The sequence below is a fragment of the Pirellulaceae bacterium genome (assembly GCA_019636385.1).
GTDB lineage: Bacteria > Planctomycetota > Planctomycetia > Pirellulales > Pirellulaceae > Aureliella.
This window is the reverse complement of record JAHBXT010000006.1, coordinates 19264-41681: the sequence shown is the minus strand read 5'-3', so window position 1 is coordinate 41681 and position 22418 is coordinate 19264. Positions and strand designations below refer to the sequence as shown.

Below are 22418 nucleotides of genomic sequence, written 5' to 3'. Positions count from 1 at the left end.
GCAACACGCCTTTTTGCAATGAATGTCGATTGTCACCCGCCGCAGGAACGATGCTCTTACGGTTCCCACGGTGGCACACTGGCATTCAGCCCGCGCAACTACACTCTTGAAGAATCCCGACTTCAACCATGGCAGACGGCAGCGCTCAGGCACTCGAATTGCTCAAAAGCTTGGACCTGCGGCAAGAGCAGGTTTTGAGCGAACTGGATGATTTGAACCTGCGCATCGAAAAAGTGATTGAGTTGTATCAGGCTGCGCGTGGCACAGGCTCCTCGGCGACCACATCCAATAACATGGATATCGAGCAGGTCGACGCTGGAAAACAACAGGCCAACAGTCCCAGACGAAATCCGAAACGAACGGCTGCCTAGCCGCCGAACTGGCGTTTGTAGATGGCTTGAATCAAGGATTCGACGTCCTTGAATTTACCGCCAGCCGCCAGAGCCTGCTCGATCAACTGTCGCGAGTCAGATTCGTTATGTCCCAGGGCCAACAGTGCTTGGTAGGTATCTTCAATCACGCCATCCGTCTGCTGCATCCCTGCCGGCATTTCGCGGCGGACCAACAGCGCAAACTTCGGCATCCTGCGCCGCAGTTTGGCAATAATTCGCTCGGCGGTCGACGGACCAACTCCGGGCAATGTCGATAGGGCTTTAGCGTCCTGCTGCTCAATCATGATGGCGATGTCTTGAACCGGTTGCGTCATGGCTCGCAACGCCTTTTTCACGCCCACTCCATCGACCGAACAGAATAGATCAAAGAACTCGCGTTCCGGAGTGCTCAAGAACCCGACCAGACGCGGAGTTAACTTGCCGCCACTAGTCACATTGCCATCCAGATAGTGCACCGTATGCAGCACGATCTCTTTGTGGATTTGGCTTTGCAGATGCCGCCGCGCATAGTCGGCAATTAACACTTCGTATTCCATCGGCGGAATCGATAGCGTGGCAACCTCTTCGTTCAATTCTACCAATTTGCCTTGAATCTTGGTAATCATCGGGAGACATCTCGCTTACTTGATCAGCGTCTGGGTACTAGATAGGTGAAAGTGCGTCAATGCGATGGCCACGGCATCGGCCACGTCGGCCGGTTCCAAAGCGCTGCGCAGCCCCAATTGCAGTTTGACGGCCATTTGCATTTGTCCTTTGGGAGCATGCCCATTGCCCGTCAGCGTCTTCTTAATTTGCGTGGCCGCGTAGGCATGAACTGTCAAATTGGCTTGCGCGCTGGCCAAGTAAATGACGCCGCGGGCATGTCCCATCAGGATGGCAGTGGTGGGCCGATCGTAATGCGAATACAACTCTTCAATGGCCAAACTGGTCGGCTGGTATTCGCTCAGCAGTTCACAGATTCCTTGATGAATCTCAGCCAGTCGCTGCTCCAATGGGAGTTGTGCCGTACTGCGAATGACGCCCGCGTCGACCAACCGAATCTTATTGCCATCAACATCGATGATGCCATACCCGGTGGTGCGCAGCGCCGGATCTATGCCCAAAATCCGTCCGACCATCCGAAATTGACTCCCTTCAGGACCATCTGGCGACTCTCTCAACCGCACCAGCCCAACTTAGAAGGCCCACCATGCTCACCATCGCGTGACTAGCCACTGATTATACGATGCCAAGCACTTTGCGAAACCATAGCCCAGCAGTCTGGGTGGACTCGTGTTTTTCAACGCCCCGCCAATTAGCCCGGCTAGAGCATTCTTAAATGAGCGGTTACAACTGTGCTCACGCCGTCGCCACTGGCGACATATGCCCATTGGCACCTGGCGGTCAGTCATCGCAGATTGGTGATGACATTAGGATTTTAAGAATAGCTTTCCACGATTCATTCTGTTCAGGCACAACGAACATGGCACAGTTTCCTGAGATCAAGCGCATCGAGTACGAAGGCCCACAAAGTCGCAATCCATTGGCATTTCGCTGGTACAACCCGGACGAAATTATCGAAGGCAAGTCGATGAAGGATCATCTGCGATTCAGCGTGGTCTATTGGCACACCATGCGCGGAGTCGGCTCGGATCCATTTGGCCCCGGCACCGCCGTCCGTCCCTGGGACGACGGTAGTGAAAGTGTGGATAACGCCTTGCGCCGGGTAGAAGTTGCCTTCGAGATTTTCTCGAAATTGCAAGCGCCCTACTATGCGTTCCACGATCGCGATGTAGCGCCCGAAGGCGGCAATTTGGCTCAGTCGCACAAGAACTTTGACCGCATCGCCGATTCTCTGGCTGAACATCAGCATGCTACGGGCGTAAAGCTTTTGTGGGGTACCGCCAACCTCTTCAGCCACCCCCGCTTCATGCACGGAGCAGCCACCAGTTGTAACGTAGATGTGTTCGCCTACGCAGCAGCTCAAGTCAAGAAGTGCCTGGAAGTGACCAAACGGCTGGGGGGTGAGAATTACGTTTTCTGGGGCGGCCGCGAAGGCTACCAGAATCTGTATAACACCGACATGCGCCGCGAATTGGATCATTTGGCTCGATTCTTTCACATGGCGGTGGATTACGCCAAGCAGATCGGCTTCAGCGGTACGTTCCTGATCGAACCCAAGCCCAAGGAGCCGACCAAGCACCAATACGATTCAGACGCTGCGGCCTGCTTGAACTTTCTGCGGGCTTATGACCTACTAGACCATTTCAAGCTGAACATCGAGACCAATCACGCCACCCTGGCAGGTCACACGATGATGCACGAACTGGATTACGCCGGGCATCAGGGCGCTCTGGGCTCGATCGATGCCAACACCGGCGATCTGCTGCTGGGCTGGGATACTGACCAGTTTCCGACAGATTTTTATCTCACCACGCAGTGCATGTTGGCGATTCTCAAGCACGGTGGCCTGGGCTCGGGCGGCGTGAATTTTGATGCCAAGGTGCGTCGTGAGAGTTTTGAACCGCTCGACCTGTTTTACGCGCATGTCGGTGGCATGGATGCGTTTGCGCGCGGCCTGCGGATCGCGGCGGCCATCCGCGCTGATGGCGAACTAAGTGAATTCGTGCGTCAGCGCTACAGTAGTTGGGACGGACCGCTAGGACAACGCATCGAAAAGGGACAGGAGAGTCTAGCTACGCTGGAACGCTACATGTTAGACAAGGGCCAGCCCGATCCCAATTCCAGTGGCCGCCAGGAGATGCTGGAGAATCTGATCAATCGCTACCTGTAAGGGATTCAGCCACGACGGGATTGGTCAATGACCCAATGCCGTCGATTTCGATCGTCACCCTATCTCCCGGCTGCAAGTACACCGGTGGTTGGCGAGCTGCTCCGACCCCGTGCGGCGTCCCAGTCAGGATCACCGTGCCTGCCGCCAGTCGAGTACTGCCGCTCAAAAACTCAATCAGCGTGGGCACATCGAAGATCATGTCGTTGGTGTTCCAATCCTGCATGACCTGGCCATTTAAGATGGTACGTAGCCCCAGCGCATTGGGATTGGGAATCTCGTCGGCGGTCACCAGGCATGGACCCAATGGGCAGAAGGTGGCGAACGTTTTGCCGCGACACCACTGCGACCCACCATACTTCATCTGCCAATCGCGTGCGCTAACATCGTTTGCGCAGGTATAGCCCAGCACGTAGCTCAGCGCATCGGCTCGCGATACGTTGTAGCACTCTTTGGCCAGTACGACGGCCAACTCGCACTCAAAGTCAACGGCATCGCTCATCAATCTGCGCGGCAGGATAATCGGTTCGCCGGGATGTTGCAGGGTGCCACTATTCTTCATGAACACGACTGGAAAATCCGGCACCGGCTTGTGGCCCTCTGCTGCATGGCGGCGATAATTCAGACCAATGCAGATAATGTCTGGCGGCTGAAGCGGCGCCAGCAGTTTCTCGACCTGCAGCGTCTGACCTGTGTCGGTTAGCCCACCTAGTAATTCACCAGCCAAACGGCTCACCCGGCCATCTGGGTGCAACTGACCATACTGGGTCTCACCTGAGGACGAACGAAAGCGAATGATTTTCATGTCTACGCGAACTCCAGGCTCTTTGGCGACGTGTTGGATGTGGTCCGTGGCCAGATGATGGGGGAACAGAGTTTCCACCGTCTGGTAACGGTGGCGACCGGTATATTTTTATTGGTCGCTCACCTTACTTTAGCTAAACTGCATCAGTTTCGCCTGCCGACTTGGTGGTGTCGAGCCGCGTAGGTGATAAAATGGAATACCTTCCGCCGCCATCCCACCCGCGCATCTTACCGGCCGCACGATGAATATGTTACAGCCACCAGTAAAGTTACTGGGCTTCTTGGTGCTGATTATGTGCTGGCAGAGCACCGCTGTCTTCAGCTTGGCCCAGGCCGATGATGCTCTACTCCAGCGCGAACTGGTCGATCAGGTTCAGCCGCTCTTGAAGCAGCTGTGTTATGAGTGCCATTCTGGTGATTCCGCTGAAGCCGAGATCGACCTCGCACAATTTCCATCGCTGGCCAGCGTACGAACACAGGTCAAAACTTGGCAGAAGGTATTGGAGGTGCTCAAGACCGGCGACATGCCTCCGCCCGAATCGCCCGCGCCTAGTGACGTACAGCGCGAACAGATGCGACGCTGGATCGAGCGGATGCTTTCACACGAGGCGCTGTCGCAGGCTGGCGATCCAGGTCCGGTCGGTTTACGACGGTTGGACAACGCACAGTACAGCTATGTGATTCAGGACATCACCGGTCTCCCCGACCTGGATCCGACCGCCGAGTTCCCCATGGATGGTGCCGCTGGCGAAGGGTTTACAAACGTAGCTAGCGGACAAGGCATGTCGCCAGCGCTCGTGCAAAAATACCTGGACGCAGCCAAACAGATTGCGCATCACTTGGTGCTGCTACCCCGTGGAGTCCGATTCTCGCGGTACACCACCCGACGCGATCAGACCGACGAACTGCTGGCTGGCATTCAGCAGTTTTATCGCCAATTCACGGCCGATGGTGGCGGGACGGCGGTTGATCTTCAGGGGATTAAATTCGAGACGAATCAAGATGGCCTCTTGCCGCTGGATCGCTACCTGGGTGCAGCGATTGAAGCTCGTGAAGCACTTCGCAGTGGTCAGATCCAGCCAGTCGATGTGGCAAGCCAGCACAAGCTCAACTTGCGCTATTTCACCACACTCTGGCAAGTTTTGGAAAATGAGCCAACCACTCAGGACGACCAGGCCAGCGATCGACTTTTGGCTGAGTTCCGCCGGCAGTGGTTGACCTGCGAACCTGAGCAGTTGCCAGCCCTAGTCGAAAGATTTGCGGCGGCTCAGCGATGGTTGTGGAAATACAATCCGGTTGGTCAAGTTGGTCGGCAGGGCGGGCCGGCGCGATGGATGGAACCGATAACGCCGCTGGCCAGTCAGCAGGTCGTGCGCTTGCCTCTACGTCAATTTCTGCCTGCTGCAGATTCGCAGAACAGCCTGGTTCCAGTGTGGCTAGTCGCACATGATCTAGCTGATGGCAACAGCGGCGATTGGATCGTTCTGGAGCAACCCAGACTTGAGTTCGCGACTGCCGAAGGTCGCTCTCCGGTACCTTCACTGCCACTCCAACAAGTCCAACAGGTAACACAACAAGTAAAACGATTGCTAGCTAGTGAACTGCCGCGAACTGCCAAATATCTGAGCGCGTTGCAGTTCTCCCGAGACCGGCGCGCCAGCCTCCGTGAAGTGGCACAGTCCGAGCGATTGAACCTAGAACTCTTGCAAAACTGGAGTCGCCTAACGGGCGTCGCCAGCGATCAAAACCGCGAAATCACGGGTCACTTCACCCAGAAACAGACGCGCTTGCATGGCTACGAAGGATTCAACGGCTGGGGCAGCGAACAGACACCCAGCCTTCTGTCGAACTCAACTGCACAGTCAATCTCCATTGCTACGCTCACCATACCGGCTCGCAGCGTCACCGTACATCCGTCGCCAACGCATGAGGCTTTCGTCGCGTGGCGTAGTCCAGTCTCCGGACCAATCACTGTCAGCGGACTGCTCGCCGACGCCGACAGCAACTGTGGCAACGGCATTGCCTGGCGCGTGGAACATCGCTCGGCATCCCAGTTCTCCGTGTTGTCCGCAGGCAACCTGGAAAATGGCAAGAGGCACGAACTGCACTTGGAACAACCGCTGAAAGTCGCCGTCGGCGATGTACTGGTGCTATCTGTCGGGCCGCACGCCGGCGATCATATTTGCGATACGACCGAAATCCAGTGGAAGATGCACTTGTCGGATAGCGCGGATGAAAGTTGGGATTTATCATCAGAAATCGTCGATATAATTAGCAACGGCAATCCGCTGCCAGACCACCGAGGCAACGCGGACGTGTGGCATTTTGGCTCGACGCCCATCAACCAACATGTAGGTACCCAAGTTCCCGCCGACTCATTGTTGGGACGATGGGTGGCTGCCGCTACCTCCGGCCAGGAGTCGCTGACGCTGGCGACAGAAGTCGGTCAACAGTTATCGACTGGTCGCGCTGACCAATTAGCGGGCAGCGATCAGCAAATTACGCACAGCCTACTCGATTGGCGCGGCCCACTGAATTGGATCGCCGTTGCCCGCGCGCAAATAGGTCCTTCAGATGCGACAGACCTGCCGCTACGGGCCCCTCAGGCACTTGAGTACTCCATACCCGCCGAATTTTGTGAAGTCGCAGAGCTGGTTACCACGGTTAAACTGGACCAGCGGTCGCATCCACAAGCCAGTGTCCAATTTCAGGTACATTCAAGCCCGCCGCAGCAGCCAACGATGTCAACCGATGCACCACTGTTGGTTCATCCCGGCAGCACAGCCGAGCGGAGTTGGTCAGAATCATGCCGCCGATTTCGCGAGCTTTTTCCGCCGGCCTTGTGTTATTCGCGGATCGTCCCCGTCGACGAAGTGGTCACGCTGACTCTGTTTTATCGCGAAGATCAACTGCTGGAGCACTTGATGCTGGACCAGTCGCAAGTGGCAGAACTGAACGGTCTGTGGGACGAGCTGTATTTTGTTAGCCAAGAGCCGCTGCAACTGGTAGTTGCACTGGAACAGTTGATACAATTCGCGACGCAAGATCGTCAGGATTTAGTAGGTCCATTTCAGGGCATGCAAGCGTCTGTTGGGCAGCGAGCCGAGTCGTTTCGACAGCAACAGCTGAACGCCGAGCCCAGCCACCTGTCAGCAGTGATTGATCTGGCTGAAAAATTCTGGCGACGTCCCCTAAGCAAGTCCGAACACCAGCAGCTGACGCAGCTGTACATGTCGCTACGGGACAGCGAAATATCCCACGAAGAGGCGCTGCGGTTGGTATTGGTACGCGTGCTCACGTCACCCGATTTTTTATACAAATTAGAACATGTCCCGGAGGGCGCTACGCCGGTGGCGGTAACTGCCCGCGAACTGGCCAATCGCTTGAGTTTCTTTCTGTGGTCTTCCATTGCCGACCAGCCGTTGCTGACGGCGGTTGCCGATGGAAGCATTGTTCGGGACGAAGAACTGGCTCGGCAGACGCAACGAATGCTGCAAGCCCCTGCTACTAAGCGTTTGGCAATTCATTTCGCCTGTCAGTGGCTGCATGTCCGCGATTTTGCCACTTCCAATGACAAGAATGAGCGACTGTTTCCGCAATTTGCTCAATTGCGGCAGTCGATGGCCGATGAAACCGTTTTGTTTTTCGAGGATTTATTTCGCAACGACCGTTCGATTCTGGACATTCTTGGTGCCGAACATACCTATGTCGATCCAGCCTTGGCTGAACATTACGGCTTGCAATGGCCAGCTCACTCCGCTTCGGCCAGCGGTGGGACGCGACAGCCGATCGGCAACGACCAATGGCGGCGAATCGACACCATCCGCGGGGCAGGGCGGGGCGGAGTGCTGGGTATGGCCGCCATCTTGGCCAGCCAATCGGGAGCTTCGCGGTCCAGTCCGATACTGCGCGGAAATTGGGTCTACGAAACGGTACTTGGCGAGCGGCTGCCCAAACCACCCCCAGGCGTGCCGGTGTTGCCCGAAGAGGCCCCTGAAGGACTAACCGAGCGGCAACTGATCGAACAGCACAGCTCCGTCCAGGCTTGTGCGCGTTGCCACGTCAAGATCGACCCATATGGGTTCGCGCTAGAGCAGTTTGACGCCATCGGCCACCAACGGCCCATTTCTGTGGACACGGCCACTCGACTGGCTGACGGACAAGCCATCCAGGGACTGCCTGGATTGCGAGATTATCTGCTCAATCAGCGCCGCCATGACTTCCTGAGGAATTTTTGTCGTAAACTGTTGGGGTACGCACTGGGTCGCGAAGTTCAATTGTCCGACCAACCGCTGGTGGACGAAATGGTCGCTCAGTTACCCAAAGATGATTATCGTTTTAGCTCGGCGGTCACTAGAATTGTTACCAGTCCGCAGTTCCGCAACATTCGTGGAGCCGACTTTGGAACAACCGATCATTAGGCCAGGGACCAGTGGAAAATAACCAGTAGCTACCGTCGCTCGGCGCAGGCTTTAATAAAACAGGGGAGGCAAACATGACTCGACCTCGAATCACTCGGAGAACTCTGCTGCGCGGCGCGGGAGTCACTATGGCGCTTCCCTGGCTGGAATCGTTGCCCGCAATGGCCGCTGATAGCACGGCTGCCAGCGGACAGGCAACCGATCAACCGCCACTGCGTATGGCTATTTTGTTTAGCGGTTGCGGCTTTCATTCGCACCAGTGGTGGGCCAAAGGCCAGGGTGCGGACATGGAATTGGGCCAAGTGCTTAGCCCTCTGCAGGATTTCCGCGAGAAACTGGTGTTCATTCGCGGGCTGTACAACGCCGAGGCGCTCAAGGGCAATATCCACTCCTCACAGACAGGCAACCTGCTGTCCGGCGCTCCGCTGTCGGCTGGTGGTACCATACGTAGCGGTACAAGCGTCGATCAGTTGATCGCACAGCACCTTGGTCAACAAACCAAATTGCCCAGTCTTGTCTTGGGCTGCGAAAAATCCAACCCTGCGGTACACAAGAATTATTCGATGCTGTACAGCTCGCATATTTCTTGGAGTAGTCCAACCACTCCGGCACCGCTGGAAGTCTACCCAGCCTTGGCGTTCGATCACATGTTCAAAGATGGTGCCCAGCGCGGCGATCAAAGTGTACTGGATGCAATTCTATCTGATGCGCATGACCTGTCGCGCTCGGTCAGCCGCACGGATCAATTGACCTTGGACGAGTTCTTTAATTCAGTACGAGAAGTCGAACAACGCATCGAAAAAGCCGGCCAGCGCGGCGAATTGCAGGGATGGCGACCGACGCTGACCCAACCCGACATGCCCCGGCCAGCCGACGGCTATCCGCAAGATATAGTCGAGCACATGCGGCTGATGAGTGACCTGTTGGTACTGGCGTTTCAAACCGATACCACGCGGGTGTGTACCCTCAAGCTGAACAATGATCACGGCACTCTGCGGTTTCCGCACCTGGGTGTCGATTACATGATTCACCATCTACTGTCACACACCGACTCGGACGACTGGTTGAAGGTCAATCAATTTTTCTTGGAGCAACTGGCCTACATCGCTGGCCGTATGCAGTCCATCAGCGAGGGCGAAGGCAACCTGCTGGATCATTCATTGCTGTTGATGTGTTCCAGCATGTTGAATGGCCACCACGATGCAACGCAGTTGCCAATGGTCATGCTGGGTAGCGGCTGCGGCACCGTTCGCACCGGCCAGACTCTGGACTACAAGGAACATCCCGAACGGCAGATGTGTCGATTGTACCTGAGCCTGCTGCACCGCTTCGGCATTCGCGCTAACGAATTTGGGGATGCCCAGCAGCCACTTTCCGAACTCGACAGCGACACTTGGCAGCCTGTCTAGCCGCCGCATCACTGCGAACAGAGTATTCTGCAAACAATATCTGAAAATACGTGCGCCTAGGAATCAACCCCTTCGGGCGCAGCCAAGCAGTCCGGCCCTTCGTTTCGCGCGTTGTTTACCCAACTGGAGACCGGCTGCATTCGAAAAAAGCTCTCATCAACCGGCCCCAGAAGCCCATAGGCCTCTTGAGCCTCACAGTCGGTTTGCAGCCAACGCTGGGCAGCTTGCCCAACCAACGGTACGGGCATTCGGTCGTGTACCGAAGACATGGCTGAATTGGCAGCTGTAGTAATAATCGTACAACTTATCAGCTCTCGCCCGGTGGCTCGCACATTCCGCTCCCACAGACCAGCCAATAGCAGCAGCGAGCCATTGGCGGCAGAAATCCAGTAGGGCTGCTTGGAGCGTGCCGCTATCATCCGCCACTCATAATAACCATCGGCCAGAATCAGACAGCGTCGATGCTTCAACGGCTCTTGAAACGAGCGTTTCTCCAGCAGAGTCTCGCGCCGTGCATTGATCATCCGGTTGCCAATTTCTAGTTCCGTCGCCCAGCTCGGCAATAAGCCCCAGCGCATTTGAATGATGGCTGGTCGATCTCCAACAGTTGCGATGGTCCACAACCACTGACTCGGCGCGATGTTGTAGCGTGGCCGATACGGTCCAGGTAGGTCCGGTTCACAGCCAAACGGCAACAGTATCTGCGCCCACAATTCGGGCGCGGTCTTGAGTGTCAATCGTCCGCACATCGAAATTCACCAATTGCAGTCGAGTAAGTTTAGCAGTTGTACCTGACCTCAACCCGCCGAAGCAAGCTGGAGCAATCCGCTGATTCTACGATCAGCGAAAGATTCAGTCCTGACATTTCTGGCTCATCGATAATGATTGCCAGAAGTTCTAATCTGACCATTTCGCCCTGCGGTTGGTTCAGTTTCACGCTAGAATTTGACGAGCGGAGTGGTCCGTGAGTAATGTCACGGTTAAATGAAATCTATCGCTGGCCTAGCTGGCGAACTGTGCGAAGAGGCGCGAGGCGATGCAGAAGATCATGTGTTTGACCACGACTGTCGGCACGGCCGAGCAGGCTGAACAACTGGCCAAGTTGTTGGTCGAATCACGACTGGCCGCTTGCGTACAAATCGACGGTCCAATCCGCAGCATCTACCGTTGGCATGGGACAGTATGCAGTGAATCGGAACATCGCTTGACCTGCAAGACAGCGCCAGCACTGCGCGAAGCGCTGATGGAACTGGCGCGATCGGGACATCCCTACGAATTACCGGAACTTGTCCTGACCGAGTGCGATTCCTCGTCGGAGTACGCTCAGTGGCTGTCTCAACAAGTCCGTGCGGATGATTGTTCATAGACGCGACTGCGAGTCCCTAGGAGAACTGAATTGTGGGCGATTTTGCCAAGCTATGCATGCTGTCGGAACTCAACGAGGGACAGGGCAGGGAATTCCTGGTCGAGGGACGGGTGGTGGCCATCTTCCGCGTAGGTGACAGCGCCTTGGCTGTCGACGGAATTTGCGCTCACCAGGGAGGTCCTATCGCCAAGGGAACCGTCGATGGCCACTGCGTTACCTGTCCATGGCACGGATGGCAATACGATATTCGCAGCGGAGTTAATCTGCTGACTCAAAAGCCGATGCTGGAGTGCTTCGCCGTTGAGTTGCGTGGTGATGAGGTGTGGATACGGATTGATGATTAACCGGTAGGGTGTTCGTGCGCTAGGCGTGCCAGAGCGCCGAAACAGCCGCCATAGCATCAGGACCACGCTCTGGCGAACGTAGCTACCGCGAGCCCACAGTTACCACCAGCCAGATAGACACAAAAAGCTAGTGGCGCAGTTAGTACACTAGGCATCTTCTGAATCTTGAGCTGGCTTGACGATCGACCAGTCCTTGCGCTGACGACTGCTGGGGATGCCCAAACGCTTGCGATACTTGGTAACCGTGCGGCGCGCGATGGTCATCCCCAATTTGGACAGTTCGATGGCTAAGTCGTCGTCGCTGAGCGGGTTTTCCTTGCTTTCCTTCTCAATCAGTTCGATCAACTTCAGACGTACGGTTTCCCAGGCTACATCGTCACCATCCTCGCTGCGCGTACCGTGGACAAAAAACCGCTTCAACGGAAAGATACCACGCGGCGTTTGAATCCATTTATCGTCAACCGCACGGCTGATGGTGGTGACGTGCACACCGACGACGTCAGCGATCTGCTGCATCTTCAAGGGCTCAAGATGCTCGGGGCCTAAATCCAGGAACTTGCGTTGATGATCCAGAATCGCTTGTGCCACTCGGCTGACGGTGCTGCGACGTTGCTTGATCGCTTCAATCAACCAGGAGGCGGATTCTATCTTGCGGCGGATGAAGTCCTTTTCTTCCTGAGTCGCCTTGGGGTCTTCCAGTCGGCTGCGGTAATAGTCACTGATTCGCAGTTGTGGGATGCGGTCATCCTCCAGGCGGACCACATAATTCCCCTCCGGGGATTGTTCGGCTACCACGTCGGGACTGACCACCTGGACGTAGGTCTCCAAGAAGGCTGCGCCGGGCTTGGGATTCAAATGGTGAAATTCGGCCTTGGCCTGTTGAATGCGTTGGATGGACAGTCCGGTCTTCTTTTCGATCAACGGCAGCCGGTTTTCGGCCAAGTCCTCCAAGTGGTCGCGAATCAGAATCTGCAGCTCTTCGTAGAAATCCATCTCCGCATGCAATTGATTCAACAAGCACTCGCGCAGATCGCGAGCCGCAATGCCTGCAGGCTCCAGCGACTGCACGACTTTCAAGGCTTGTTCGGCTCGTTCAAAATCTTGGGCCGAATACTCCTTGGGCAGCAGTTCACGAAGGCTAGTCTTAAAGTATCCGCCATTGCGGGCATCGAGCGTTGAGATGATGCGTTCAGCAATCTGTTCGATGTCAGAATCAATATCCAGCTCGGACAATTGGTGCATCAAATAATCGTTCAGCGACTCAGGTCGTTCGGTGGCATTTGCCATCAGATCATGCTGGCGATCTTGAGCCTCTTGTTGACGATTGGCGCTAGTGCGAAAGTCGTCGAAGTTCTGAGGCATATCGCTGTCCATGTTGGCCAGACGCTCGAAGTCTTCAGCATTAGACTGATCGTCCCGGACGACTAATTCACGTTCGTCTTCTGTCGGTCGGTTCGGATCGGGCTCCTCGTCTTCGGCTTCGACTGGCGGAAGCTCCTCCTCCTGAACCTCCAACATGGGGTTTTCGGTCAACTCCTGCTCGACCCGCTCCTGCAACGCCAGCATGGGCAACTGAAGAATCTCCATCGACTGGATCATCTTCGGAGCCAGCTTCTGCGTCTGCAGTTGGCGTGCTTCCATTCCAAAGGACATGCGCATGACAACACTACCTTGTAGCAACCCTTAACTGTTCACCACGTGCGAGGCTCTTCAATTGCTCAGCTAATCGAACGAAATCGTCGCCAACGATGAGGACTGGTAGAATTCTACCAGCAAATCGACATTCGTGCAGTGATTCCGAGTTGATTACCGCGCTGGCAGACTGGGTAGAAGGCTAAAGTTTCTGCCGCCCTTGAATGGCGTCGGTTAGAATTTCGCGATTGGTGTGCTCTAGCACGCTGCCGACAGTGATCCCTCGCGCCAATCGCGTCATCAACACAGGGAATTCGGCGAGTTGATTGGTAATATACAGCGCGGTCCCGTCCCCTTCGACAGTTGGGTTGGTGGCCATGACCACTTCAGCAAAGTTTCCGCGCCGCACGCGCTCGACCAACGCGTCAATGGTCAGCTGGTCTGGGCCGATTCCTTCCAGTGGAGCCACTCGTCCCAGTAGCACATGATACAGGCCCCGATAAGCACCGGTCTGCTCCAGCGCCATCAAATCCTGAGGTTGTTCGACGATGCACAGTCGCTGCGAATCACGGCTTGGATTGCTGCAAATGCCGCACAATGGACCCTCGGCCAGGTTATAACAAGCGCTACAGTAGCGCGTATTCTCGCGCACTTGGCGAATAGCATCCGCTAAGGCTAGCGCCTCACTGCGACTGACTCGCAACAAGTGATATGCCAAACGTTCTGCGGACTTGCGACCAACACCCGGCAAGCGTCCCAACTGAACAATCAAGTTTTGAACCGAAGCTGAATTCTCGCTCATCCACCCGCGACCATGTGTGCTGTTTAACTTTTCAGTAAATCATCCAAGCCGGGCAGGTCGATCCCGCCGGTCAGCTCGCGCACTTTGCTGATGTGCATCTGCCGCACCTTGGCCAGCGCTTCGTTGATGGCTTGTGGCAACAATTGCTCTAATTGATCGGTCGCGCCGTGTTCAATCAACGAGGCATGAATCAGCAGCTTACGGACTTCCCCCGCTCCGGTCACTTCGATGTGAATTGCTCCCTCGGCCGCTGAGCCGGTAGCCACTTCTTCGGACAGGTTCTGGCGCATCTGCTGAACACGCTCGGTAATGGAACCGGCATTCATCATCAGTTGCGACAGACCGCTCAGATTTTTAAAATTAAACATAGTTGGCTTTTGGCTGTAGTAGCTACCGTCGTCAGACGGTACACAAAATGAAAGTGGTAGGCCCGGGCGGTGCAAACCTATTGCACTTGAATGCTCCTGGGCGCTCTGGGGGTACTCTCGTGTTCTTCCATACGGTTTTCATCAGCTCCGCTTGTCCCAACCTATGACTGATGGCTGGCGCTGGCGGTTGCGACTGGTTTGGCTTGCGTCGATTGTCGGCTGTTCAGGTGTGGCGAGGCTGATGGCGGCGGTGGCGAGTCGCCGTGAACGCGGACGACGTCAGCTTGCAACACTTCGCAGATCACTTTGATCAATGGATGCTCCGCTGCCTCGCGCTGCCGCTTGTTGCGCTGGCTCGACGCGGTCGGCGCCACAACCGGCGCAGCGGGTGGCGGCCCAGCCTGCACTTCAAAGTTCAGCGAGATAGCCCGGCCCGTACACTCGTGCACCACGCGGCACAATTCTGCTTTGCGGCTCGGATGTTCGCAATAGTCACGCGGCTGCGTTGCTCCGGCCGGAAAGACCACTCGCCATGCCGTCTGGCTGATGGCGTCCACCGCCTCCACGACGCTACAATAGTCCGCTAGTATGCCTGCGATGTTTCGCGTTGCCTGTTGCCACAACGCCAATGGCGACTGAGACGTAGTTGCCAATTCTGTTGGTACCGGCGTATCGAGCTCTGCTTTTGCTGGTGATGCATCGGACTCCAATTTGGCTTGTACCGGCAGCGTTTTGGACTCAGCCCGGGTTATCACTGAACTTTTTTTTTGCGGGGAATTCTGGCTACCCTGCGTCCGCAGAGCCTCAAGCAATGCTGGTATCGATGTCAATTGCTGAAGCTGACAGATTTGCACTAGCGATACCTCTAAGAGCGTCATCGCCGATACGCTGGAGCGCATGCGGACCAGAGCTTCATCCAAAATCTGAATGGCGGTCAGAACGGTTTGCAACCCCCAAGCTGTGGCTAACTGCACTAACTGCGAATGGCTAATCGGATTGGCAAATTTCAGCAGCTCAGGGCCGCCACCAACGCCTACGGCCATCAAATCGCGCAGGTAGTTCAGCAATTGCTCGGCCACCTGCCCTGCGTCAGCTCCCGAAGCAACCGCTTGCTCGACGCGGCAGATGGCTTGAAGCGCGTCTTGGCGATACAGAGCATCGACGATTTCAAGCAGACTGCCTTCGTCGGCTGTACCAAGCAGCGAGTGCACTTGATCTGCTGTGATCGTGCCACTGCTAAAGCTCATCACCTGTTCAAGCAACGACTGGCTATCGCGCATCGAACCGGACGCGCGGCGAGCCAGCAGCGCCACCGCCGCTGGCTCGATCTGGTAGCCCTCTGCCTCTGCAATTTCCAGAAGTCGCTGCTGAATCGCCTCGAACTTGACTGGTGCAAAGTCAAAGCGTTGGCAGCGAGACAGAATTGTAATAGGAATTTTCTCAGGATCGGTTGTACAGAAGATAAACTTGACGTGCTCGGGCGGTTCTTCCAACGTCTTCAGCAGCGCATTGAATGCCTCTTTGGTCAGCATGTGTACTTCGTCGATAATGTATATCTTGAATCTAGCTCGACTGGGACGGACGCTGACATTGGCACGCAATTGGCGAATCTCTTCGATGCGACGATTGCTAGCCCCATCAATTTCGATGACATCCATGTCGTCACCTGAGTCGATGGCCGCCGAGATCTCTTCGGACAGTTCCGGCGGGCTGCCGGCTGGTATACTCAGTGCCTTGGCAAAGATACGTGCCGTGGAAGTCTTCCCGACTCCGCGAGCCCCGGTAAATAGATATGCGTGGCCGACGCGGCCGCTGGCGATCGCCGTGGCTAGCGCCTGCGATACGTGTTCCTGGCCAATCAGTTCGTCAAACGACTTCGGGCGATAGCGGCGTGCCACCACCGTGTAGGTCGGCTGAACTGTCGAAGGATCGATTGAGTCGTCCAAGGCAACCTACGCTCCAGATTCAGCAACTACCTGTCGAATTGACTAGCGCCCTGACCACAGTCCACAGGCACCACTTGTCAAACGACACCGCCCATGAGACGGCTTAGGGACAACGCTCTGCCCATCAGCGGCTCTCGCACAAGAGTACCCCGCTTATGGCTGCTCCACTTAAGTCCTGACCAGGTTCACGGCTCCCCCTCGCGAGAGCCACTGGCGAGCAGAACATTGTCACGCGCTCATTCTCAGCAGTCTGGATTCTAACACCGCCAGCGTTGGCTGTCAGTCCCAGAGACTAGCAGATTGCAATGTAACTACGTTGGCTACCTTTAACGGCGACCTTTGGGTCGGGCACGCGAGCCGCGACTGTCGCCACGACGATGATTATCCATATTGGCTTGAATCATAGGCATCAACGCATCGTCCCAGGTCGGAATGTTGCGATGCTTCTCCGCACTGGAATCGTCAGCGTCTGGGTCATCAGCAACATCAGAATTATCAATTTCATCCGACACCGATCCGGCTGATTCTTCAGCTTCAACCGGTTGCTCTGGCGTATAACCTCTGCCGGATCGCGACCCACCACGCGGCCGACGACGACGCCTGCGCCCACGCCCCTCGGGAGATTCGGATACTTCGCCCGGAGCATCACCTGCGCTGCGCAACTGATCATCACGCAGATCCTCATTTTCGTCATCCAGATCGTCCATGTCCTCTGGCGCTGCCTGCCGACGATGGTCATCCCGCACATCAGCTCCAGGTTCATCGCGATACCGACGCGCAGGACGTTCACTGTTTACAGTACTTTCGTCGCCCCCTCGGTCCGGTCCTTGATCACGATCGCGACCACGCCCACGCCTCCGGCGCGACGAACGTCGTTGAGGCTGATCTGAGCCCTCCTCTGCATCGCGATGCCCCTGCCCACGCCCCGACCTTGTTTCGACTGGTTCTCTGGACACAACTTCAACATCATCTCGATCGGCGCTGCCTCGATCGGCTTCTGCATTCAAGAGGCTTGACCAAGGATCACGGGCAACTGGCTTGGACGATTCCTGCGAACCGCTCTGGGAGGCATCGTCGGACGGCAAATCTCTGTCGAATCGTCGCCCATCACCGCGTCCGCGTCTGCCACGCCGTGAGCGAGGCCGGCGAGAATCGGCCTCTGTTGCATCATCACCAGCCTCCGTCACCGCCTGTGCGTCACCCAAGCTATGGGGCTCATTACCCAATGTCGACTGGCCGAACTCTTGCTTGGCTGCATCATCGTCGCGGCCAGAACGCCACTGCGGCGCTCTGTCTCTTGGACCAGCCGACTGCCCACGACGCTGATCGCTTCGTCCCTCACCGGCACGCTCACCAGTTACAGCGTGACGTGGCGTTGTCGATTCCGCCGCCGGCGCTTCATCGCCAGTGGAGGTCTCATCCGGCGCATCGTCTGCACGCTGCGACGAAACCCCGCCCAGTCCGAACACACCAGCCAGCTTTTCCCACGACGACTTTCGGCGCGGTTTTTCCATGACCTTGTCTTCCTTGCTTGCCATAGCCCGCTGGGCCTTACCGACCGTAGAATCCGCAGCGTCCCCCTCCGGCTGGAGTGGCGCGGCTGACTTGGCATCATTGGTCGGCGTCGGTACTGACGCCGACGTACCGGGCGAAGCCACCGCAGACGAGGTGTCCTCTGGAACGTACCTAACCGAAGGTTCAACGCGCGGCGACCCAAGTCGATCCGCTAATGATTTCCAATGATCGCTCATGTAACGGGATTACTCGCTAAAACTGACTTTGAGACATAATGTGAATTATACCGCCACCCCCCGGAATCGTAAGGTCCTTTGGGAGCCATCAAAGCTTTTGCAGCTTACTTACGCGCCCCCGTCCTACCCATTCAGCGACAAAGATGCTGCCGTCGGCGGCAAAACAGGCGTCATGGGGATGTACAAATTTGCCATCGAGCCAGCGGCTTTCGTCGTTGCGGATCGCGTGCTTGCTATCGGCTGACAGTCGTTGCGAATCATCTCCCAATTGGGCGACGACACGATTATTTTTATCCAAGATACTGACACGCGCTATTAATTCTGGAACCAACATCCACTGCCCCTGTACATCAATATTGGCTGGCAACCCAAAACCTTCAATGGTATCCAGGTACTTGCCCTCGATGGTGAACCGCTGCAGGGTGTGGTGTGCCCGATCAGTCACCACCACAACCGGCTGGTTGCCTCGACTGTCGATCCACAAGCCATGCGGTGTATTAAATGTACCCTCTCCTTTTCCCTCACCGCCAAAGCTACTTAGCCATTGGCCGTTGGCATCGTAGCGGTGGATGAAGAAGCTGCCATAACCATCGGCCAGCAGAAAGCCGCCGTCGGGCAGAAATGCAAAATTCGTAGGCATGAAGCGATTGCGGCCCCATACCCGCTGGCGATGCTCGGCTTCGCCCTCGGCGTATTTGCCGCTTTGCATGGGCGCATACTGTTCCCAAACGACTTCGCCCTTCAATGTCAGCTTGGCAAAACTCTTCACCTGCTGATAGGCGGTGACGTACAGGAACTCTTCGTTGCCCTCGCGACGAACCTCCAGTCCATGCCCACCGCCTTGGAACTGGCTGCCAAACGCTCGTACGAATTTACCGCTGGCATCGAACACGAAGATCGACGGGTGATCGGCCAGCTCTTGCTTGCCTTCGTGGATTACATACAGATTTTCGGACGAATCCACAGCTACGTTGTGCGTCGTCTGCCAGGTATATTGACTTGGCAATTGCGGCCACTGATGATAGACCCGGTACTGAAATTCCCCTTGGCCAATAATGACTTCGGAGGCAGCCCCGGCATGTGCTCTGGCCGTGCCGCCTCCAACGTGTACAGCCAGCACCGCCGTCGATGTTGCCGCCAGGAACTGGCGACGGCTTACGGAAACAGGGGATTGTTCGGTCAAGCGATTTCGCGAACGGGACCTTGTCATAATGGTTACTGCCTATGAAATTCAATCTGGTGAGTCAACAACGCTGGCACTTACTGTAAGCTGCCCAACTGGCCGGGAAAAGTATGCCACGGCCATTACTCGAATCTTTCGTGGTAACCTCAGGTGATTTATGGAAGTCCATCCACTGGATCGCGAAGATGACGATGACTCTGCGGCAGCAGGCAGCTCCGGCACGCCGCAGGCGGCTACCCATCGGCGTGCCCACCCGCAATTGCTAAAACTTAGCACGCGGGCTGTACTCGTCTGTGGCGCCCTGGTGTTGCTAACTTCTGTTCTGACCAGCAATCTGACCTACGGTACGCCCCAGTGGCAGACCGCATTTGCGGTCAACCGGCTGTCTACCACTCTACTGCTATTCGGGTTCGTGGGCATTCTGGCCGCCTATCAGATGGAAAATCTGAAGCGAATCTTGGGGGCTGTCTATCACCCTCGACCATCTAAAGAGTCGCTGCCCTCTCAATCAACAGAGCTACTGCCCCCTGTATCCACTGGCCAGTCGCAGACCCAGTCAACAACCTCGCCCAAAACCCACGAAGCCAAGTACTGATAATCTGCAATAGAGTTTCCAGTGCAATTGGTCAGGCCAGCGACGGCCCACCACAGGCGTTCGAGCTAAGCACTCAGACCCAAGTTTCCCAACAAAATGCATGAACATTGCAGGACCGGATGTACAGGATGATTGTATGTCCTGAAAGACTCATTTGTGTTGTGTGAATTGTTTGTATTCGAGTTCCGGCTTGCCGGTTCCCAACTCACTGATGACTTCGTACGGACAACCGCTGATGTTCCCAGTGATTTCTCTAACCCACAAGTCGGCTGGACGATCATCCTGCCAATCCTGTAAATCCATGTTTATTCCGCAGTTGTGCCACACTATTTGTGTTCAGGTGCTTAGCACCCAATACCAATAGACTGAAGCCACGATCTGACTCTCGGCGGCGCTGCCCCGTATCCAAATCGGGAGCAACTTAGCTCAATTCTTTTACCGCGAGCACGACGGCCAGTGCGTTACCGCCGCTCGTCTTACAGTCCCAACAGCCTGGCTGGGTTCTGCGACAGCAATTGCAGACGTAGTTCTCGACCAAGTCCCAGTCCCGCGGCTAGCCATCGGTCGGCATCGCGCATACTGCTAGCGGCACCAACGAAGTGCTGGCCCTCGGCATCCCAAGCAGCTTTATCGGGGCCAATGCGTACGCGGTGTAATCCCAATTGATACTCGCCAGGCCCCAAACCGGTGGCGCTGATAGCATCCGACACCACACAAAGTCTGGAAGAATCAATCCAGTCCAGCAGATTGCGGAACAATACTTCAGGGATGTGAAAGCTGTCGGCGATCAGCGTGTAAGTCAAGCGATCGCGAAATCGGAGAGCACGATAGATAATATTGTCATGTCGATCCAGCATGCGTGGGCAGCCGTTTCCCAAATGCGTAAACAGGCTCAATCCAGCATCCACCGCTCGCTGCAAGTCCTGCAGACTGGCGTTAGTGTGCCCAGCGGCGACCAGACAGCCGCGCTGTACGCAGGCTCGAGTGAGCACTCCATCACAATCGACTTCTGGTGCCAACGTTAACAGGCGAGCCATTCCCTGAGCTGCATCGAACAGCTTGTCGAGCGAATTTGCACAAGCGGCCAAGGCATGTTCGGCCGGGTGCGCACCGATATATCCCGGTTCGGGCGATAAAAACGGACCTTCGATATGCACCCCGCGAAACAGTGCGCCACACAGCGGATCGGTGGCCATAGCACCGACCACATTGGCAATGCAGCGGCACATGGAATCCAAGTCGGCAGTTATGATCGTCGGCAGTACAGCCGAAACACCGTCATTGTGCAACGCTTGGGCGGCCTGCTGCAATTGATGGCTCGTCGTCTTTGGATCATTAAAGTCGACGCCAACGTAACCGTTTAACTGTAAGTCGACGTACCCGCTGCCCAGCAAATTCGTATCAGCGTCCTGCGAACCGGCGATATTTGGCATCTGTTACCCAATCCTGTCGATCGCGTGGGCAAACAGCCCGTAAGAATCCCCCGTAGAATACACCCGTAGCCACCGTCACTAGACGGCGGAACCCCAATTCGGCAGGCCCTCTGGCGAAGGCAGCTACCTGTAGGCTGCTCGCCTTCCTGAAGTCCGATCAAGACTTGGAAACGCTAACCCGAAAAACGAAGCTAGCCGCTGAATCATTCGATTCAGCGGCTAGTTTACGTTTGAATTACTGCAATTTAGCGATTGGCTAACTAGCTGCGACGACGTCGTAGAGCCAGACCACCGACGCCCAAACCGCACAGCAACGCTGAGGATGGCTCAGGAATCGCATTAACAGTGTATGTGAAACCTTCGATTGAAGTTGGGATCACATTGAACGCCGCGTCCAGCATGTTCACTTGAGTGAAAGTAGTGGTGAACTGACCACCAACATTGCCAGCCTTCAAGACGATAAACGCCATGTTACGACCTGTGGCAGGATTCGTATTGAAGAAGTTTACTGTGTTGGCTGGTCCGCCCGTGTAGAAACGCTCGACGCCACCTTGAGCTGGCACAGCAGTCCAACCGCCGATTGGATTGTTGGCAGGAACCGTCGCCAATTCAAAAGTACCGCCACCGCCAGCACCAATCATGAAGTCGCCCCCATTGAACGACTGCAAGGGTGGATTGTTATCCGGATCGTCCGGATCTGGGTTCAAACTGGTTGGACGAATGCGAATGGTCAGAGTGATTTCATCACCTGGATTGAGCACAGGGTTTTGAGGTGGTGCTGAAACATACAGCAACAAAGCAGCGTCAGCCGTGCCAGCCGCTAGCCCAATCGCCAGCATGAAAGCACATAGACTCGACAATCTACGCAACATTAGAGATCTCCTGTAAAAACACGTCGTAAAAATGGTTAGCGTTTGCGGTACCCGCAGAATCATTCAACCCACTAGAAGTCCCAGTGTAATGTGCCAGTGCCCCATGTCAAGCTTTTGGCCCGTATTCGCCCGACATTCGCTAGCTATACCCAGAACCTCAGAATCGTCAGAGTCTGCAAGGTTCAGAGTTTAGGTAGTTGGGGACTGGTGTCAAGAGATTTCCCCAAGATCGCTACGCAAATCCCCCAACTTTCTTAGTCAGCGAATCCAACGCAAACGGTAGCGTACATCCCGCTATGTCGAAATTTGGGCGGTAATCGCCCCAAAGCC

General features: G+C 55.8%; 20 protein-coding genes and 1 other RNA gene. 7 read left to right on the top strand and 14 right to left on the bottom strand.

Annotation, left to right across the window (positions count from 1 at the left end; all coding sequences use genetic code 11):
• The first annotated feature begins 128 nt into the window (after positions 1-128).
• The gene (locus KF752_19265; protein MBX3423702.1) at positions 129-371 is read left to right on the top strand and encodes a hypothetical protein; all 243 of its coding nucleotides are present in this window, start codon (positions 129-131) and stop codon (positions 369-371) included.
• On the opposite strand, the gene KF752_19260 is transcribed toward KF752_19265, so the two are convergent.
• Positions 368-997 (bottom strand): Holliday junction DNA helicase RuvA, encoded by a 630-nt coding sequence (locus KF752_19260; GenBank protein MBX3423701.1) that lies wholly within the window; start codon positions 995-997, stop codon positions 368-370. The two genes, KF752_19265 and KF752_19260, sit on opposite strands and share 4 nt — an antisense overlap.
• 15 nt (positions 998-1012) lie before the next feature.
• A complete protein-coding gene (gene ruvC, locus KF752_19255) occupies positions 1013-1510 on the bottom strand; it encodes a crossover junction endodeoxyribonuclease RuvC (GenBank protein MBX3423700.1) in 498 nt (165 codons plus the stop codon).
• A gap of 344 nt (positions 1511-1854) precedes the next feature.
• Between ruvC and xylA the strand changes: the two genes are divergently transcribed.
• Positions 1855-3165: a xylose isomerase gene (gene xylA, locus KF752_19250; protein ID MBX3423699.1), complete on the top strand. Its 1311-nt coding sequence runs from the start codon at positions 1855-1857 to the stop codon at positions 3163-3165.
• Here xylA and KF752_19245 read toward each other — a convergent pair.
• Positions 3149-3967: a fumarylacetoacetate hydrolase family protein gene (locus KF752_19245; protein ID MBX3423698.1), complete on the bottom strand. Its 819-nt coding sequence runs from the start codon at positions 3965-3967 to the stop codon at positions 3149-3151. The genes xylA and KF752_19245 overlap by 17 nt on opposite strands.
• A 241-nt stretch (positions 3968-4208) precedes the next feature.
• On the opposite strand from KF752_19245, the gene KF752_19240 reads away from it, so the two are divergent.
• Both KF752_19240 and KF752_19235 read left to right on the top strand, forming a co-directional pair.
• Positions 4209-8387 (top strand): DUF1592 domain-containing protein, encoded by a 4179-nt coding sequence (locus tag KF752_19240; GenBank protein MBX3423697.1) that lies wholly within the window; start codon positions 4209-4211, stop codon positions 8385-8387.
• 74 nt (positions 8388-8461) lie between these two features.
• On the top strand, positions 8462-9796 hold the full coding sequence (locus KF752_19235) for a DUF1552 domain-containing protein (protein ID MBX3423696.1): 1335 nt from the start codon (positions 8462-8464) through the stop codon (positions 9794-9796).
• A 56-nt stretch (positions 9797-9852) separates the two neighbouring features.
• Here KF752_19235 and KF752_19230 read toward each other — a convergent pair whose 3' ends face one another.
• Complete coding sequence (locus tag KF752_19230) at positions 9853-10545, bottom strand: SOS response-associated peptidase (protein MBX3423695.1); 693 nt, start codon at positions 10543-10545, stop codon at positions 9853-9855.
• Between the two features lie 287 nt (positions 10546-10832).
• On the opposite strand from KF752_19230, the gene KF752_19225 reads away from it, so the two are divergent.
• A complete protein-coding gene (locus KF752_19225; GenBank protein ID MBX3423694.1) occupies positions 10833-11162 on the top strand; it encodes a divalent-cation tolerance protein CutA in 330 nt (109 codons plus the stop codon).
• A 32-nt stretch (positions 11163-11194) separates the two neighbouring features.
• Positions 11195-11506, top strand: coding sequence for a Rieske (2Fe-2S) protein (locus tag KF752_19220; protein MBX3423693.1), 312 nt, complete (start codon positions 11195-11197; stop codon positions 11504-11506).
• Positions 11507-11653: 147 nt separating this feature from the next.
• Here KF752_19220 and rpoN read toward each other — a convergent pair whose 3' ends face one another.
• The 7 genes from rpoN to KF752_19185 form a co-directional block, all read right to left on the bottom strand.
• Positions 11654-13165: an RNA polymerase factor sigma-54 gene (rpoN, locus tag KF752_19215; GenBank protein MBX3423692.1), complete on the bottom strand. Its 1512-nt coding sequence runs from the start codon at positions 13163-13165 to the stop codon at positions 11654-11656.
• A gap of 175 nt (positions 13166-13340) precedes the next feature.
• Positions 13341-13940, bottom strand: a complete 600-nt coding sequence (gene recR, locus KF752_19210) for a recombination mediator RecR (protein ID MBX3423691.1) — start codon at positions 13938-13940, stop codon at positions 13341-13343.
• A 23-nt stretch (positions 13941-13963) separates the two neighbouring features.
• A complete protein-coding gene (locus tag KF752_19205) occupies positions 13964-14308 on the bottom strand; it encodes a YbaB/EbfC family nucleoid-associated protein (GenBank protein ID MBX3423690.1) in 345 nt (114 codons plus the stop codon).
• Positions 14309-14469: 161 nt separating this feature from the next.
• Positions 14470-16206: a DNA polymerase III subunit gamma/tau gene (gene dnaX / locus KF752_19200; protein ID MBX3423689.1), complete on the bottom strand. Its 1737-nt coding sequence runs from the start codon at positions 16204-16206 to the stop codon at positions 14470-14472.
• Positions 16207-16374: 168 nt separating this feature from the next.
• Positions 16375-16469: signal recognition particle sRNA small type (gene ffs / locus KF752_19195), an RNA gene on the bottom strand.
• Between the two features lie 111 nt (positions 16470-16580).
• Positions 16581-18005, bottom strand: coding sequence for a hypothetical protein (locus KF752_19190; protein MBX3423688.1), 1425 nt, complete (start codon positions 18003-18005; stop codon positions 16581-16583).
• A gap of 88 nt (positions 18006-18093) precedes the next feature.
• Positions 18094-19215 (bottom strand): peptidase, encoded by a 1122-nt coding sequence (locus KF752_19185; GenBank protein MBX3423687.1) that lies wholly within the window; start codon positions 19213-19215, stop codon positions 18094-18096.
• A 130-nt stretch (positions 19216-19345) separates the two neighbouring features.
• Here KF752_19185 and KF752_19180 point away from each other — a divergent pair, with 130 nt between their 5' ends.
• Positions 19346-19783 (top strand): hypothetical protein, encoded by a 438-nt coding sequence (locus KF752_19180; GenBank protein MBX3423686.1) that lies wholly within the window; start codon positions 19346-19348, stop codon positions 19781-19783.
• Between the two features lie 150 nt (positions 19784-19933).
• On the opposite strand, the gene KF752_19175 is transcribed toward KF752_19180, so the two are convergent.
• From KF752_19175 to KF752_19165, 3 genes are all read right to left on the bottom strand, one after another.
• Positions 19934-20086, bottom strand: a complete 153-nt coding sequence (locus KF752_19175) for a hypothetical protein (GenBank protein MBX3423685.1) — start codon at positions 20084-20086, stop codon at positions 19934-19936.
• A 173-nt stretch (positions 20087-20259) separates the two neighbouring features.
• Positions 20260-21216, bottom strand: a complete 957-nt coding sequence (locus KF752_19170) for an N-acetylglucosamine-6-phosphate deacetylase (GenBank protein MBX3423684.1) — start codon at positions 21214-21216, stop codon at positions 20260-20262.
• A gap of 260 nt (positions 21217-21476) precedes the next feature.
• Complete coding sequence (locus KF752_19165) at positions 21477-22088, bottom strand: PEP-CTERM sorting domain-containing protein (GenBank protein MBX3423683.1); 612 nt, start codon at positions 22086-22088, stop codon at positions 21477-21479.
• Positions 22089-22418 lie beyond the last annotated feature (330 nt).

Excerpts from the sequence above, each read along its gene's own strand:
- KF752_19265 (MBX3423702.1), top strand. The coding sequence starts at position 129 with ATGGCAGACGGCAGCGCTCAGGCACTCGAATTGCTCAAAAGCTTGGAC.
- KF752_19260 (MBX3423701.1), bottom strand. The coding sequence starts at position 997 with ATGATTACCAAGATTCAAGGCAAATTGGTAGAATTGAACGAAGAGGTT.
- ruvC (MBX3423700.1), bottom strand. The coding sequence starts at position 1,510 with ATGGTCGGACGGATTTTGGGCATAGATCCGGCGCTGCGCACCACCGGG.
- xylA (MBX3423699.1), top strand. The coding sequence starts at position 1,855 with ATGGCACAGTTTCCTGAGATCAAGCGCATCGAGTACGAAGGCCCACAA.
- KF752_19245 (MBX3423698.1), bottom strand. The coding sequence starts at position 3,967 with ATGAAAATCATTCGCTTTCGTTCGTCCTCAGGTGAGACCCAGTATGGT.
- KF752_19240 (MBX3423697.1), top strand. The coding sequence starts at position 4,209 with ATGAATATGTTACAGCCACCAGTAAAGTTACTGGGCTTCTTGGTGCTG.
- KF752_19235 (MBX3423696.1), top strand. The coding sequence starts at position 8,462 with ATGACTCGACCTCGAATCACTCGGAGAACTCTGCTGCGCGGCGCGGGA.
- KF752_19230 (MBX3423695.1), bottom strand. The coding sequence starts at position 10,545 with ATGTGCGGACGATTGACACTCAAGACCGCGCCCGAATTGTGGGCGCAG.
- KF752_19225 (MBX3423694.1), top strand. The coding sequence starts at position 10,833 with ATGCAGAAGATCATGTGTTTGACCACGACTGTCGGCACGGCCGAGCAG.
- rpoN (MBX3423692.1), bottom strand. The coding sequence starts at position 13,165 with ATGCGCATGTCCTTTGGAATGGAAGCACGCCAACTGCAGACGCAGAAG.
- recR (MBX3423691.1), bottom strand. The coding sequence starts at position 13,940 with ATGAGCGAGAATTCAGCTTCGGTTCAAAACTTGATTGTTCAGTTGGGA.
- KF752_19205 (MBX3423690.1), bottom strand. The coding sequence starts at position 14,308 with ATGTTTAATTTTAAAAATCTGAGCGGTCTGTCGCAACTGATGATGAAT.
- KF752_19190 (MBX3423688.1), bottom strand. The coding sequence starts at position 18,005 with ATGAGCGATCATTGGAAATCATTAGCGGATCGACTTGGGTCGCCGCGC.
- KF752_19185 (MBX3423687.1), bottom strand. The coding sequence starts at position 19,215 with ATGACAAGGTCCCGTTCGCGAAATCGCTTGACCGAACAATCCCCTGTT.
- KF752_19180 (MBX3423686.1), top strand. The coding sequence starts at position 19,346 with ATGGAAGTCCATCCACTGGATCGCGAAGATGACGATGACTCTGCGGCA.
- KF752_19175 (MBX3423685.1), bottom strand. The coding sequence starts at position 20,086 with ATGGATTTACAGGATTGGCAGGATGATCGTCCAGCCGACTTGTGGGTT.
- KF752_19170 (MBX3423684.1), bottom strand. The coding sequence starts at position 21,216 with ATGCCAAATATCGCCGGTTCGCAGGACGCTGATACGAATTTGCTGGGC.
- KF752_19165 (MBX3423683.1), bottom strand. The coding sequence starts at position 22,088 with ATGTTGCGTAGATTGTCGAGTCTATGTGCTTTCATGCTGGCGATTGGG.